The organism is Alcanivorax limicola (assembly GCF_019931215.1).
Classification (GTDB): domain Bacteria; phylum Pseudomonadota; class Gammaproteobacteria; order Pseudomonadales; family Alcanivoracaceae; genus Isoalcanivorax; species Isoalcanivorax limicola.
The window spans coordinates 95,478-110,304 of the sequence record NZ_JAIOUB010000005.1 but is presented as its reverse complement, the minus strand read 5'-3'; the positions used below and the strand labels follow the sequence as shown (position 1 = coordinate 110,304).

The 14,827-nt window shown below is 60.9% G+C and carries 15 protein-coding genes; 4 read left to right on the top strand and 11 right to left on the bottom strand.

Features of this window, described 5'->3' with window-relative positions; genetic code table 11:
• Positions 1 to 106: 106 nt before the first annotated feature.
• Positions 107 to 484 (bottom strand): hypothetical protein, encoded by a 378-nt coding sequence (locus K8B33_RS15690; RefSeq protein ID WP_223428240.1) that lies wholly within the window; start codon positions 482 to 484, stop codon positions 107 to 109.
• A 131-nt stretch (positions 485 to 615) separates the two neighbouring features.
• Positions 616 to 1,542, bottom strand: coding sequence for a ferritin family protein (locus K8B33_RS15685; protein WP_223428238.1), 927 nt, complete (start codon positions 1,540 to 1,542; stop codon positions 616 to 618).
• Between the two features lie 129 nt (positions 1,543 to 1,671).
• On the opposite strand from K8B33_RS15685, the gene K8B33_RS15680 reads away from it, so the two are divergent.
• Positions 1,672 to 2,334: a TetR/AcrR family transcriptional regulator gene (locus K8B33_RS15680; RefSeq protein ID WP_223428237.1), complete on the top strand. Its 663-nt coding sequence runs from the start codon at positions 1,672 to 1,674 to the stop codon at positions 2,332 to 2,334.
• Here K8B33_RS15680 and K8B33_RS15675 read toward each other — a convergent pair.
• From K8B33_RS15675 to K8B33_RS15660, 4 genes are all read right to left on the bottom strand, one after another.
• Entirely contained in the window at positions 2,331 to 2,693 is a 363-nt protein-coding gene (locus K8B33_RS15675; protein ID WP_223428236.1) for a PilZ domain-containing protein, read from the bottom strand. The two genes, K8B33_RS15680 and K8B33_RS15675, sit on opposite strands and share 4 nt — an antisense overlap.
• Before the next feature lie 211 nt (positions 2,694 to 2,904).
• Complete coding sequence (locus tag K8B33_RS15670) at positions 2,905 to 3,348, bottom strand: MAPEG family protein (protein ID WP_223428235.1); 444 nt, start codon at positions 3,346 to 3,348, stop codon at positions 2,905 to 2,907.
• Positions 3,349 to 3,805: 457 nt separating this feature from the next.
• Positions 3,806 to 4,321, bottom strand: a complete 516-nt coding sequence (locus K8B33_RS15665; RefSeq protein WP_223428234.1) for a hypothetical protein — start codon at positions 4,319 to 4,321, stop codon at positions 3,806 to 3,808.
• A 53-nt stretch (positions 4,322 to 4,374) separates the two neighbouring features.
• On the bottom strand, positions 4,375 to 4,752 hold the full coding sequence (locus K8B33_RS15660) for a MerR family transcriptional regulator (protein ID WP_223428232.1): 378 nt from the start codon (positions 4,750 to 4,752) through the stop codon (positions 4,375 to 4,377).
• 70 nt (positions 4,753 to 4,822) lie between these two features.
• Here K8B33_RS15660 and K8B33_RS15655 point away from each other — a divergent pair, with 70 nt between their 5' ends.
• Positions 4,823 to 5,896 (top strand): SDR family oxidoreductase, encoded by a 1,074-nt coding sequence (locus tag K8B33_RS15655; RefSeq protein ID WP_223428230.1) that lies wholly within the window; start codon positions 4,823 to 4,825, stop codon positions 5,894 to 5,896.
• Between the two features lie 90 nt (positions 5,897 to 5,986).
• Here the strand turns inward: K8B33_RS15655 and ilvN are convergent, their stop codons facing one another.
• Both ilvN and K8B33_RS15645 read right to left on the bottom strand, forming a co-directional pair.
• Positions 5,987 to 6,478 (bottom strand): acetolactate synthase small subunit, encoded by a 492-nt coding sequence (ilvN, locus tag K8B33_RS15650; RefSeq protein ID WP_223428229.1) that lies wholly within the window; start codon positions 6,476 to 6,478, stop codon positions 5,987 to 5,989.
• The gene (locus tag K8B33_RS15645; protein WP_223428227.1) at positions 6,478 to 8,199 is read right to left on the bottom strand and encodes an acetolactate synthase 3 large subunit; all 1,722 of its coding nucleotides are present in this window, start codon (positions 8,197 to 8,199) and stop codon (positions 6,478 to 6,480) included. The genes ilvN and K8B33_RS15645 overlap by 1 nt, the downstream gene beginning before the upstream one ends.
• 477 nt (positions 8,200 to 8,676) lie before the next feature.
• Between K8B33_RS15645 and K8B33_RS15640 the strand changes: the two genes are divergently transcribed.
• On the top strand, positions 8,677 to 9,129 hold the full coding sequence (locus tag K8B33_RS15640) for a DUF4124 domain-containing protein (RefSeq protein ID WP_223428226.1): 453 nt from the start codon (positions 8,677 to 8,679) through the stop codon (positions 9,127 to 9,129).
• 31 nt (positions 9,130 to 9,160) lie between these two features.
• Here K8B33_RS15640 and clpB read toward each other — a convergent pair whose 3' ends face one another.
• The 3 genes from clpB to rluD all read right to left on the bottom strand — a co-directional run bounded on the left by clpB (position 9,161) and on the right by rluD (position 13,659).
• A complete protein-coding gene (gene clpB / locus K8B33_RS15635) occupies positions 9,161 to 11,740 on the bottom strand; it encodes an ATP-dependent chaperone ClpB (protein ID WP_223428225.1) in 2,580 nt (859 codons plus the stop codon).
• A 157-nt stretch (positions 11,741 to 11,897) separates the two neighbouring features.
• A complete protein-coding gene (pgeF, locus tag K8B33_RS15630; RefSeq protein WP_223428224.1) occupies positions 11,898 to 12,668 on the bottom strand; it encodes a peptidoglycan editing factor PgeF in 771 nt (256 codons plus the stop codon).
• A gap of 10 nt (positions 12,669 to 12,678) precedes the next feature.
• Positions 12,679 to 13,659: a 23S rRNA pseudouridine(1911/1915/1917) synthase RluD gene (rluD, locus tag K8B33_RS15625; RefSeq protein ID WP_223428219.1), complete on the bottom strand. Its 981-nt coding sequence runs from the start codon at positions 13,657 to 13,659 to the stop codon at positions 12,679 to 12,681.
• A 241-nt stretch (positions 13,660 to 13,900) separates the two neighbouring features.
• Here rluD and K8B33_RS15620 point away from each other — a divergent pair, with 241 nt between their 5' ends.
• On the top strand, positions 13,901 to 14,791 hold the full coding sequence (locus K8B33_RS15620; RefSeq protein WP_223428218.1) for an outer membrane protein assembly factor BamD: 891 nt from the start codon (positions 13,901 to 13,903) through the stop codon (positions 14,789 to 14,791).
• The last annotated feature ends 36 nt before the right edge of the window (positions 14,792 to 14,827 follow it).

The window sequence follows — 14,827 nt, the reverse complement described above, 5'->3', positions numbered from 1 at the left end:
TCTTTCCTTTTTTATTAAGTATGAATACAAGAGAACCAGAATCTACTTGATCAGCTTACTTGCGTCATCACCTCTGCATTAATGTGATGTGCGGCCAAATCATCTGCTACTCATCCGTCTCGTCGGTCAGCTGCGTACCGCCGGCGGCGCGATAGAGGGCCAGAACGTCACGGATGATCATATGGTAGGTGGCCAGGGCATAGCCGTCTTCGTCGAACAAACTCGCACGCACGGCCGTTCGGCGCGCTTGCAGCTTCAGGATCAGCGAGTGAAGGTCATCCAGCGGATCATCCGTCAGCGGCACCGACTCAACCAGAGCCCATGCGCCTTCGGCGGCTGCGCGCACCGTGGGCCCGACGTTGCCCCAGTACCAGGACTCCTCGGTCTTCGCCCTCGCATCGTCGAGCTCCCGCTGGATGATCTCGCGCACTCGCTCGCGCAGCGCCTGGGGGGAGGTCCCCCGGGTCTTTGACTGACGGGCCATGGTTATCCACCTCGCCCTCGACGGGCACGAAACGCAGCCAGGATTTTACTGCAGCAACGGAAGCCCCATACGGCGGGCTCATTGTGACGGCATGTTCAGTAAAGGAAATCACAACAACGAGGTAGCGTCCATCAATCCGTGGGTTTCCAGGTGACATCGCCCACCCAACTGGGCTTGGCCGGTAACGCCCACTGAGGGATCATGTCGGTCACCTTGACCATCAGGTCCACGGGGATGTGGTAGAGCTTCTGTGTGCGGTCAGCCATTATCTTGTTATGGCTGCTGATCGCGCGGAAAAGCGGGTTCTTGCGGCCGTTTCTGGTTCGCCCGCCGATCTTCTCGAACTTGGCCATTGCGGCGTACAGTTTCTCTTCGGGCAACCCCGCCTTGACGACGTTGTCGCGCATCTTGTTCAGCAGCGGGAAATGCACCGCCAGGCCCAACAGTACTTGCGGCTTCAGAAGACGCCCCATCATGCGCACAGCCTCAATGCTTTGCGGGCTGTGGCCGTGCATCTCCATCACCGTAAAACCCACACCCAGGTGGCGGGATTCGTCGTCGTTGATCTTGTCGAACACGGCATGGCATACCGGGTCGTCGACGGTGTCCAGCAGGAACTGGCACAGGGCACCGTCGAGGGCTACTTCCAGTGCCGGGATCACCGTGCCCATCACATGGTAGGGCATGTCATCCGCGTAGTTCTGCATCCAGGCCACGGCGAGGCGAATATTGTTGCTGGGCTCGGGCAGCGTATCGCCTTCGAGCATGCCCCAGCGCTTCATCAGTGCCATCTCGGCATTCGCGTGGCGCTGCTCTTCTGCATAAAAAAAGGTGTACAGCTGGCGCAGCGTCTCGTTTGGCGCGCCCTTTGCCATGGCTGCGAAACCACGGGCACCGACATGTTCGATCCAGACCAGATCAATCATGAAGTCGCGCAGTTTCGGCCACTGCTCCGCCGTAATCAGCTCCGCACCAGGCGCGTCCCAGTCGATGTCGACCAGGGCCCACTGTGAGACCTTGACCTTGTCCAGCATCTTTTCCAGGTCGATCATCGCCATCGTTTGTCTCCTTGTGGATCAAAGGTTGCGGATCAAAGGCACCCATCGGCGGGTTCGCTCACAACCGTTTGACCTCGCAGGACCGCACTGCCAAAGTAAGCCGAACAGATGATCGGTTTCAATTCGGTTATGGCCAAAATCAGGAAGCCCCAACAATCCCGCTCAAAACAGACGGTTACGTCCATCGTCGAGGCCGGATTCATCGCCGTGGCACGGGACGGTTCGGACGGGCTGGGAACGCGGAAGGTGGCGGATATCGCTGGCGTGAGCGTCGGCACCCTGTATGAGTACTTCGCCAACAAGGAAGAAATCCTGGACGCCATGAACCAGCAGTTCGCCAACGATGTGGTGGCCATGGTCCAGCCGTTGATCCCCGAGTTGACCCGGATGCCCCCGCGCGACGCCGTGCGCACGCTGCAGTTCGCATTCAGGGACCTGCTACAACGTGACAACGGCCGCTACCTGAACTGCGCACGCTGGCTCGGCCGGCAATTTCCCTCTGCCCATGTCGAGCCGGTGAAACGAGTCCTTTCGGATCTGGCCATGCAGTACCTCAGCCACAACCCGCAGTACGCGCGGCTGCCCAATATCCCGGTGATGGCCTACATCATCATCCAGGGCGGTATCGCCAGCATGATCAGTCAGCTCAGTGAGGATAACCCGACCATCAGCTTCGACCAGCTGGCCGAGGGGCTGGCGGACATGGTGGGGTATATGATTGAAGGCGGGATGAGAGAGGTGGAGCTGCGAGGGCAAGGGCCTGATAACAAGGACCTGATAACAAGGGCCTAATCGAAGCTGCCATCCGGCTGGAAACAACCCGCCCAGGTGCGGCCGTCGGCGCGCTCCAGATCCAGTGCAATGCCGGCCAGCAACTGACCATCGTTGCGGCCACACCAGGCCACGGTGCCATGCAAATGGCAGACGCTGTCAGCGTCTTCCTCCAGCACCAGTGACAGCTCCACATCCGTGTCCGGCCTGATCGGCTCAGACAGGAGGACACTGATGCCCGTCAGGGAGATATCGCGCGTACTGACGTGCAATCCGCGAGACGCTTCCGGGGAACCCGGTATCCGGGGCCGCAGAATCAACGCCAGCGCCACCTCGTGGGCCGTTCTGGGGTAACGTCGCTTGTCCTTCGCTGTCGCCATGGGCCTGATCCATCCATCCCGCGCACCGTCATCATGCCCCGTGGGGACCTTCCGGAGCCATGACTGGCATGGTAATCCGATTACGGGTGCAGTCTCCAGTCAGCGGCACATCTGGCATGGCGTGCCTTTCACGCGCCCCCCGTTCCAGAGGCCGACGACCCGGTTGGCCGCCGGCAGCAAGCAGCCCATATACCACGGAAGAGCCCGGCAGCTACCCGGCCCCTGTGGCGCTCAAGAATGCCTTCACGGCCATGTATGTCAGCGCAATCAGCGGGATATTGGACAGCGCGAACAGCAAAAATCTCACTTCAATCTTGTTGATCAATGACTGTACCAGGCTATGCACAATTCTGAGGGCAACGTACCCCCACGCAAGGTACAAGGCCGCCCCGGACTGCACCCCCAGCAATACAAGCGAGATGGCAAGCGCATAGAATACTGTTGGCTGTTCCATGAGATGGTTATAGTTATCGGCCTTCCACCTCACCTGCGGCGGCAGCAGTGACATCTGCTGCCCACGAGGAGCGTTTGGATCGGGCGTCATCTTTGCCGCACGCATGGCAGGAAGGCGCGTAACGTACATCCAGACCCACATGACCATTGACCAGGCAACCAACGCGATTACAGGCCCGAGAAGCTCTATCGTTATCGTCATCGCAAGCACTCCTGAATAGTGTATTTATCGTTCTGGCCCGATACATTCCGGCATAGCTTCTACGTGGGCAACCAGCGCCTCGCGCCGGGAAGACTGCCTCCGCACCTCAAGAAGGTGCGTGAGTTCGTGAGACCACAGCCAATAGATCCCGGGCACCCATTCATTATCAATCCTCGATAACGACATGGATACCTGGTCACTCCCGGAAACACCAGCCACCCTGACCTCTGCTGAACAAGCGGCACCCTCGCGGCACCCGCATGGCGCTGTCACTCCAGAGATCATGACGATGGCGCCGGGATACATATTTTCGACCTGCCTCTGAATCTCGATCACTTCAGAGTCCGTTATATTCTCATCGCGAAGAGGCGCGGCGGACGACAGGGATGTCACGCCGATCATCAGCGAAATGAACAAAGCGATTACCCGCCCCATATCAAGCCCACCAATCCACCATTCAGGAAATTCTCTCACCACGGGACTTTATCGATTTTCCATAAGCAATCACCGCAATGACCAGTATGGCACCAAGAATCGCCTGGACCAGGCCATACACAAAATCTTGCCAGGCCCAGTGAAACCGATTGAGATCAAACACTCCAATGCGAGGCCCATCCATTGTTGATACCCGCATCCGCATCACCACATACGTCGATATCGATGTAGAGAGGCCTTGTATAAAGAAGTAGATTCCCACCAAGCTGGCAGCCGCCACTGACAACGAAAGATCCAGTTCCCGGACGCTCTCATTAAAGCCAAATTGAAGCATCGACACTACCTTCTCAGTATAGAAGAGAAGCAGCGCCGCACCCGCAACTTTTATTGCAATTGAAAATATTGCCGTATACACCACTACAGCGGGAACGCCATAGTCCGCATCATCTCCCAGAAACAGGTATAAACCTGTCCGCACCACCTCATTCAGCGCAAACCATGCAATGATTATCCCGAGAACCCTGAAAGCCGCTATCATAATTATTCCTTATAAAGAGCCATAATCCGGAAATGACACGCCCAACCCGGGCGTCAGCATTCACCCTCAGCACGTTGCCGGGCCGCACTTTCTTCAAGGCGCCGCTGCTCCCGGGCGAGTAATTTGCTTGCCTGCCGCAAACTGGCGATCTGCGCGTCCACCTTCTTGCGCTGCTCAGCCATGCGCTGCGCCCCCTCGGCGCAATCCATATGACCGGCGCGCATGGCTAGCAGGACTTGCCGTATTTCCTTCAACGAGAAACCCAGTGTTTGCAGCTGCCGTAACAGATTCACCTGAGCCACGGCCGCCTCCGGATACTCCCGGTAGTTGTTATCACCGCGGTAAACATCCACCAGCAGGCCCTGCTTTTCATAGTAACGCAATGCATGACGGCCAACCCCGGTACGACGTTCCAGCTCAGCAATGCGCATGTGAATCCCCTCTTGACTGTAGACCCCACTCTACACTTGAGCATGCTCTCCACACCATAAGGAGAACAGCATGACGATTCTCGTGACAGGCGCCACCGGCTTCATCGGTCGACATGTCCTGGCGGCACTCACCGCCGATCATCACCCCGTATTGGCCCTCATGCGGTGCCCGGCACAACTGCAGGACCTGCGCGAGTGCATCGACGCCCTGGGCGGCAACGGCACGCTGGTCCGCAGCGTTGCCGGCGACCTGGCCGCACCGGATCTCGGGATCACAGACGCGCTTGCACCCATCACAGCGGTTATCCATCTGGGGGCGGTGTTCGCCTGGGGACTGGACCCCGAAGAGGCCCGACACATCAACGTCGATGGCGCAGTCGCCGTGGCTGAGCTGGCGCAACGCCACAACGCGAGACTGGTGATGATCAGCGGTTTTATGCTGGAGAATCAGGCCCATCTGGCACGGCTTGGCATCCTGCCAGACGCGCCGGAGCGCACCGACTGGGCGCAGGTCAATGCACAGGCAGGTGCTTACGAGACCAGCAAGATTGAGGGCGCACTGCGTGTGCGGGCTTTCGCAAGGCGCCAGCAAATGGACTGGGTAGAAATCCAGCCTGCTACCGTCTCCGGCCACAGCATCACCGGCGAGCTGGACCCCGCACAACCGCTGTTTACCCTGATCTCCAATCTCGCCACCGGTCGCCTGTCCATGATTCCCGGCACCCCGGATCACTGGCTGCCGCTGATCAGTGTGGATGCCCTTGCAGCAACCATTGCCGCAGCCACCCTGGCTGACGCGGTACCGGAACGCCTGCTTGCTCTCGACCCGGATACACCCAACCTGGCCGGCCTGCTATCCGTCATCGCCGAAGCGCTGGGACGCAAGCCGCCGAAACGGCATATCCCCATAACTGTGCTCCGGGCACTGCTGAAAGTGCCGGGGCTGCCAAGACTCATGAACACAGCGCCGGAGTCGCTGCATTTTCTTCAGCCAGTCCGCTTTGATACCACCGTAATGGCGCACTTCCGGGAACAGCAGGGGCTGCATTGGCCACCTGTAGTGCGCAGCATTGTGGCATCTGCCTCCTACTGGCAAAGGCTCGCCGAGAACGCTCGACACAAGACATCTGTCCGGATTCCTTGAAGCCGGAACAATTCAGCCTGCTCGCCACGCACAAAAAACCCCGCACAAGGCGGGGTCTGATGTCAAAGCGCCATCACTCGAAAGACACCGTTATATGCTCAGCACCTTTTCTCCACGAGCAATCCCGCTGACGCCGGAACGCACCACTTCCAGCACCTGGGTTTCGCCGATGGCACCGATAAAAGCGTCGAGCTTGTCGCTGGCGCCAGCCAGTTGCACTGTGTAGACCGTGCTGGTGACGTCGACGATCTGGCCGCGAAAGATATCCACGGAGCGTTTCACTTCAGCGCGTTGGGCGCCGGTGGCCTTGACCTTGATCAGCATCAGTTCGCGCTCGATGTGGGCACCTTCGGTAAGGTCCACGAGCTTGACCACCTCGATGAGTTTATTAAGGTGTTTGGTGATGCGCTCGATGGTGCGGTCATCGCCAATGGTGGTCAGGGTCAGGCGCGACAGGGTCTGGTCTTCTGTCGGGGCCACGGTCAGGGTTTCGATGTTGTATCCGCGTTGGGAGAACAGGCCGATGACGCGTGACAGGGCACCCGGCTCGTTTTCCATCAGGATCGAGATAATGCGTCGCATCAGGTCCGCTCCGTCTTGCTCAGCCACATGTCACGCATGGCGCCGTCTGCGATATGCATCGGGTACACATGCTCCGAGGGGTCTACATACACGTCCAGGAAGACCAGGCGGTCTTTCAGGCTGAAGGCTTTCTCCATGGCCGCATCGAGGTCTTCGATGTGATCCACGCGAATGCCGACGTGGCCGTAGGACTCGGCCAGACGCACGAAGTCCGGCAGGGAGTCCATGTAGGAGTGACTGTGGCGGCCGCCGTACTGCATGTCCTGCCACTGCCGCACCATGCCCAGGGCCTGGTTGTTGATGTTGACGATCTTCACCGGCAGGTTGTACTGCAGGCAGGTGGAGAGCTCCTGAATGTTCATCTGGATGCTGCCTTCACCAGTGACGCAGGCGACCATGGCATCCGGAAACGCCAGCTGCACACCCATGGCGGCGGGCAGGCCGAAGCCCATGGTCCCCAGACCACCGGAGTTGATCCAGCGGCGCGGCTTGTCGAAGTGATAGTACTGGGCCGCGAACATCTGGTGCTGGCCGACATCACTGGTGACATAGGCGTCGCCCTTTGTGGCCTTGTACAGGGCCTGGACGACTTGCTGGGGCTTCATCGGGCCGTCCTTGTTGACCTCGTAGCGCAGGCCGTGGACTTCGCGCCAGCCGTTGATCTCTTCCCACCAGCGGGCCAGGGCTTTCTGGTCCGGCTGGCCGCCATGCTCGTCGAGCATGGTGATCATGTCTTCCAGCACTTGCTGCACCGGGCCGACAATCGGCACGTCGGCACGGACGTTCTTGGAGATAGTGGCCGGGTCCACGTCGATGTGGACGATGGTGGCGCCCGGGCAGTATTTGCTGGTGTCGTTGGTGGCGCGGTCGTCAAAGCGGGCGCCCACGGCCAGGATCAGGTCGGAGTTGTGCATGACCATGTTGGCTTCGTAGGTGCCGTGCATGCCCAGCATGCCGACGAACTGCTTGTCGGTGGCCGGATAGCAGCCCAGGCCCATCAGCGTATTGGTGACGGGGTAGCCGAGTTTGCGCGCCAGCGCAGTCAGCAGGTCGCTGGCGCCGCCACTGATGACGCCACCGCCGGCATAAATCACCGGGCGCCGGGCCTTGAGCAGTTCTTCCACGGCCTTGCGGATCTGGCCGGCGTGGCCACGGGTCACCGGGGTGTAAGAACGCATCTTCACCTTTTTCGGGTACTCGTAGGGCACCTTGACGTTCGGCGCTGTCTTGTCCTTGGGGATGTCGATCAGCACCGGGCCAGGACGGCCGGTGGTGGCGATGTGAAACGCCTTGCGCATCATTTCCGGGATTTCGGACTGATCACGCACCATGAAGCTGTGCTTCACGATGGGCCGGGAGATGCCGACCATGTCGGTTTCCTGGAAGGCGTCATCGCCGATCCAGTCCGAGCGCACCTGGCCGGAGATCACGACCATGGGAATGGAATCCATGTAGGCGGTAGCAATGCCGGTGACAGCATTGGTGGCACCGGGGCCGGAGGTCACCAGGACCACGCCGGGCTTGCCGGTGGCGCGGGCGTAGCCGTCTGCCGCGTGGGTCGCTGCCTGCTCGTGGCGCACCAGAATGTGGTGCACCTTGTCCTGCTGAAAAATTGCATCGTATATGTGCAGTACCGCACCACCAGGATAGCCGAACAGGTATTCCACCCCTTCGTCCTGGAGCGCACGGACGATCATCTCCGCACCGCTAAGCTTTTCCACGACTGTCACCTCGGTTGCACGCCGCACCGGACACAAGGCAACGCAGGCATCGACGCCTGCGCCACGCGGTCTGCGCAGCAGATAAATTCATCTACGTTTCTTCAACGTTTCAGTAAGAGTGTCCGCAGATAGAAAACCCTGATTTGGTTTCCCGGGGGCTCTTGCGGAGGTGACCGGCAAGAACGCGGACAGGTGGAAGCTGGGACGATGCGGCAGTGTCACTGCATTGAGCGCCACGGTAATGACGCCCCCGGTCCCGGCCGCACTGTCACCTGGGTAAGATGCAGGGGTCCCGATTTCCGGAAGCCCCGATTGTCGCAGATTTATGCGTGGTGTCAAACACTTGGGGGCAGGAAAACGTGACACGGGCAGTTGCGGAGCACAGCCCGGCGCAGGCATTCTAACCGCAGGCGGAGCACCGGCTCCGCACGGCGAAGCCGCCGAACCTGTGGCGCAACAAGATGGGGAGAAAACAGGGTGAACCGTATAATAACGATCTGCACGATCCTGCCATTGCTGGGCCTTGCCCTGCTGGCTCAGGCCGCCAGCGCCCAGACCTTCTACCGCTGGGTGGATGAACAAGGGGTTACCCATTATTCCGAGAGCGCGCCGGAAGGTGAGGAAAGCCGTGAAGTCCGCACCTGGGGCCAGGGATCGGATCGCCGTCAACGCCAGGGCGGCGGGGATCGGGAAGCCGGCAATCCGCCGGCCCGCGCAGGCAGTAACCGCCAGCAAACGCCCGCAGAGCCTGCCGTACCCCCGGTCGACGAGGCCTACTGCAAGCAACTGCGGGACAATCTGGAGACCCTCACCAACCGCCCGGTCGTACGCATGGAAGACCCGGACACTGGCGAAGTCACCACGCTGGATACCGAAGCACGCCAGAAGATGCTGGATGACACCCGCGAGCGCCTGCGCGCCTGCAACTGATCATCCATCCGGCCCGTCAGTCTTTCTCGCCTCAGTGGCTTTTGCCGAATACCAGGCCCTCGCCACTGACATCCCCCTGAATCAGGTCGCCGGCGGCGAAGTCGCCGCGCAGGATGGCGGCCGCCAGGGGGTTCTCGATCTTCTGCTGGATCGCCCGCTTCAGCGGGCGCGCGCCGTAAACCGGATCGAACCCGGCTTCCACCAGCAGGTCCAGTGCACCATCGGTCAGCGCCAGGCGCATGTCCCGCTCTGCCAGGCGGTTGCGTAGCCCGGCCAGCTGAATCTCGGCAATACCACGAATCTGCGTTTTGGCCAGCGGATGGAACACCACCACTTCATCCACCCGGTTGATGAACTCGGGCCGGAAATGGGTGCCCACCACCTCCATCACCGCTGCCTTCATGGTGTCGTACTGTTCTTCACCCGCCATCCGCTGAATCAGGTCTGAGCCCAGGTTGGAGGTCATCACCACCACGGTGTTGCGGAAGTCCACCGTGCGACCCTGGCCGTCGGTCAGGCGGCCATCCTCCAGCACCTGCAAGAGAATGTTGAACACATCCGGGTGCGCTTTTTCCACCTCATCGAGCAGGAGCACGGAATAGGGTTTGCGGCGCACCGCTTCGGTCAGGTAACCGCCCTCCTCATACCCCACGTATCCCGGCGGTGCGCCGATCAGTCGAGCCACGGAATGCTTCTCCATGAACTCTGACATATCGATGCGCACCATGGCCTCTTCGGTATCGAACAGGAAAGAAGCCAGGGATTTGCACAGCTCCGTCTTGCCGACACCGGTCGGGCCCAGGAACAGGAAGGAGCCATTGGGGCGGTTGGGGTCGGACAGGCCGGCGCGGGAGCGGCGCACAGCATTCGCCACGGCTTCCACCGCTTCGTGCTGGCCCACTACACGTTCGTGCAGGGCGTCTTCCATGCGCAGCAACTTGTCGCGCTCGCCCTCGAGCATTTTCGATACCGGAATGCCGGTCCATTTGGACACGACTTCGGCAATCTCTTCGTCCGTCACCTTGTTGCGCAGCAGCTGCATATCCTGCTGTTCCTGGCCCTGGGCTTCAGCCACTTTCTTTTCCAGCTCGGGAATCAGGCCGTATTGCAATTCTGACATGCGGGTCAGATCGCCAGCACGGCGGGCCTGGTCCATTTCAACCCGGGCCTTCTCCAGCTCGGCCTTGTATTCCTGGGCGCCCATCAGGCTGGCTTTTTCCGCTTCCCAGATTTCGCGCAGGTCGGCGTATTCCTTTTCCTGACGGCTGATGTCTTCTTCCAGCTTTGCCATGCGCTTCTTGCTGGCATCGTCTTCTTCCTTGCGCACCGCTTCGCGCTCCATTTTCAGCTGGATCAGCTTGCGGTCGAGGCGATCCATTTCTTCCGGCATGGAATCCATTTCCATGCGGATGCGGCTGGCCGATTCATCAATCAGATCAATCGCCTTGTCCGGCAGCTGGCGGTCGGTGATATAACGCTGGGACAGCTTGGCCGCAGCAATGATGGCGCCATCGGTAATCTCGACGCCGTGGTGCACTTCATAGCGCTCTTTTAACCCGCGCAGGATGGCGATGGTGTCTTCCACCGTGGGCTGGTCCACCTGCACTTTCTGGAAGCGACGTTCCAGGGCGGCATCTTTCTCGATGTACTGGCGGTATTCATTCAGTGTGGTCGCGCCGACGCAGTGCAGCTCGCCACGGGCCAGGGCGGGTTTGAGCATGTTACCGGCGTCCATGGCGCCATCGGCTTTCCCGGCGCCCACCATGGTGTGCAGCTCATCAATAAACAGGATGATACGACCTTCCTGTTTGGACAGTTCGTTGAGCACGGCTTTCAGGCGCTCTTCAAATTCGCCGCGATACTTGGCACCGGCGATCAACGCCGCCATGTCCAGAGACAGGACGCGCTTGTCTTTCAGGCCTTCCGGCACTTCGCCATTGACGATGCGCTGGGCCAGGCCTTCGACGATAGCGGTTTTGCCGACACCGGGTTCACCGATTAGCACCGGGTTGTTCTTGGTCCGGCGTTGCAGCACCTGAATCGTGCGACGAATTTCATCGTCGCGACCGATCACCGGGTCCAGCTTGCCGTCTTCGGCGCGGCTGGTGAGATCCACCGTGTATTTGTCCAGCGCTTCGCGTTTTTCTTCCGCATTGGGGTCGTTCACGCTTTCGCCTCCGCGCACGTCATCAATCTTCTGCGCCAGCACATTTTTCACCACCCCGGCGCGCTTGAGCAGCTTGCCCAGCTCGCCGCTATCGTCGCAGGCTGCCAGCAGAACGGCTTCACTGGAAATGTACTGGTCGCCGCGTTGCTGTGCTTCGCGGTCCGCCAGGTTGAGCAGATTGCCCAGCCCGCGGGAGAGATGCACGTCACCACTGAATTGTTGTGTGGTGGGCAGCTTTTCCACGGCCAGTTGCAGGGCAGTATCAATATCGTTGGCGTTGGCGCCGGCTTTTTCCAGCAACGGCCGGGCGCTACCGCCACGGGCACGCAACAGCGCCAGCATCAGGTGTACCGGTTCAATGGTGGTATGGCTGGCGCCGGCAGCCAGGGACTGGGCTTCACCCAGCGCTTCTTGCAAACGGCTTGTAAAACGGTCAGGACGCATGATTTTCCCTCAATCGTCGCAGCACTTTGATTAGCAGTACTTCAGATAGCCTGAAAATGAGGTCGACCTGGATGATTTTCAAGCGGTGCCCAAGCGCGCTTGTTGCGCCAGATCAATAGTTGCGCCAGATCAATAAACAGCGATGCGGAGGGAAGGCTTAATCAGCACTTGCATCGAGCCAGACCAGGCTGGCGAAGCGGCCGGTCTGGCCTTCATAACGGTAGGAATAAAAACGTGAGGGGTCGGACGCGGTGCACTGCTCACCGCCGCTGACATCCGTAACGCCAGCGCGCTCAAGGCGCTGACCCGCCAGCCCGGTCAGGCTCAAGTGCCAGTGCTCGGGGGTGCCATCTGGCTCGAAACCGGCAGCCGCGGCGGGATCACTGCCGACAAAGGCCTCGTACACGTCCCGCCCGACTTGATAGCAAGGTTGGGAAATCGCCGGGCCCAGCCACGCCGAGAGTGGCTCGCCATCGGGAGCAAGCTGCGCCACGGCACGTTCGATAATCCCGGCCTGCAAACCACGCCAACCGGCATGCACCGCCGCCACCGCCTGGCCGTCGCAACGCGCCAGCAGCACTGGCAGGCAATCTGCGGTGAGTACGGCGCAAGGCCAACCGGCTTTATCGGTCCAGACACCGTCCGCCTCAGCATCAGCATGCCCGGCGGGCACCAGGGCCACACCATGCACCTGGCGCAACCAGGTGGGCGGGTGCGGGGTGCCCAGCAACCGATGCACATGCCGCCGGGCCTGCTCCACCCGCTCCGGTTCATCGCCACAGTTGGCGCCAAGGTTGAAGCCGCGCCAGGGGGGGGGCGACAGCGTGCCGGCACGGGTGGTCACGCAGGCGCGCACGCTCGGGTGCGGTTGCCAATCGGGAATCAGCCAGTCGCCCAGGGCGGGCAGTGCCACGGCGTCCTTCATCATCCAGCACGGCTCACGGACGTTCAGCCTGCTCGGCCACGTCGGCGCGCAAGCTGGCCAGCAGCGCCTCGAAGTCAGCGGGCAACGGCGATTCGAATTCCATGTACTCACCGGACGTCGGGTGTATCAGACCCAGTTTGCGGGCGTGCAGCGCCTGACGGCGGAAACCCTGAATCGCCTCGCGCAGGGCCGGGGTTGCACCAGCGGGCAGTTTCAGGCGGCCGCTGTAGACCGGGTCGCCCACCAGCGGGTAGCGAATGTGCGTCATGTGCACGCGAATCTGGTGCGTGCGCCCGGTTTCCAGCTGCACCCGGATGTGGGTATGGCCCCGGTAGCGTTTGATGACACGGTAGTGGGTTACGGCGGGCTTGCCGCCCTCGACCACGGCCTGGCGCTTGCGGTCCTGGGGGTGGCGGCCGATGGGGGCATCTACCATGCCACCACTGGTCATTACGCCAACGGTAACCGCTTCATATTCCCGATACAGGGACTTGTCCTGAAGTTGAGCCACCAGCGAAGTGTGCGCCTCCAGCGTGCGCGCCACGACCATCAGGCCGGTGGTGTCGCGATCCAGACGGTGCACAATGCCGGCGCGCGGCAGGTTGTTGAGGCCCGGGTCCTGATGCAGCAGCCCGTTCAGCAGGGTGCCGTCATGGTGACCAGCGGCCGGGTGCACCACCAGTCCGGCGGGCTTGTTGATCACCAGCAGATCGTCGTCCTGGTAGATCACGGGCAGATCGATGGCCTGGGGCGCGTCATCAACCTCGATTTCCAGCTCGGCGTCGATGACCAGCTCTTCGCTGCCCATCAGCTTGTCCTTGGGCTTGGCCTGCTTGCCATTCACGGTCAGGGTACCGGCCTTGATCCAGTGCTGGAGGCGGGACCGGGAAAAGCGGTCAAACAGCTCGGCAGCGACCTGATCCAGGCGCTGGCCTGCATGCTCGGGGGCAGCCCGGGCGCTGAGCTGAATTTTATCGGTGGTCGGTTGTCCCATCAGGGAACCTCGGTAGACAGTGTCGGCATCAGATGTGAAGCGTGCCGATTGCCCGGCACCCTGCGTCAGGCGGCAGTATAACGCAGACAGCCCGGGGACGTGTCGGTTCCGGGTCGGCGGCCGGGTGGCCGCGCCAGCCTGCCCATGCTTAAATGGCGGGCGCTGATCACGCCGCAACAAGGGCGTGGCACCCTGCATAGCAGGGCAGCCGGATATTCAGGTCGGACACGTCCGGCAATCAATGAGTTACCAACATCAGGTCATCATGCATCAGGTCATCATGCGCGCACATACTCGTCTTCGTACCGGCCTTCCTGTCGGCCTTGTCGTCATCCTCGCCCTGCTGCTGTCGGTCGCCGGTTGCTCCAACAAACCCAAAGAACGGCCGGAGCGCACGGAATCGGAGCATTACGAGGAGGTGCGCAAGCAGCTCGACCGCAATAACTTCCTGTCGGCGATTGACGAATTGCGCGAGCTGGAAGCACGTTTCCCTTATGGTGATTTTGCCGAGCAGGCGCAGCTTGATCTGATCTACACCCAGTACCGGGCGCTGGATTACCCGGCGACAGTGGCCACCGCCACGCGTTTCATCCGCAATTATCCGGCCAACGCGCACATGGACTATGTGCTGTATATGAAAGGCCTGGCCAACTACAACATGCAGCGCGGCCTGTTTGACCGCCTCGTGCGCACCAATCGCGCATCTCGGGATCTGTCGTCCTGGCGTGATGCGTTCCGGGATTTCCATGAACTGGCCAGCCGCTATCCCGACAGTGACTATGCCCCGGATGCGCGCTCGCGCATGGTGTATATCCGCAACCAGATGGCGGCACAGGAACTGCACGTCGCGCGCTACTATGCGCGCCGCAGCGCTTACGTCGCGGCGATCAATCGGGCACAACAGGTGGTGCTGCATTATCAGGAAACCCCCGCCGTCGAGGAGGCACTGGCCATCATGGCGCGTGCCTACCGCTCGCTCGGTGAGGACGAGTTGGCCAGCCGCAGCCAGACGGTGCTGGTGCACAACTGGCCGGAAAGCGAATACCTGGATAGTCGCCAGCGGGTGGCACTGGAGTGGTGGCCGCGGGATGAGCGCAACTGGCTCAGCCTGATTACCTTTGATCTGCTGTAACGGCACGGTTTACCGCTACAGCCCTGTATCACGCTC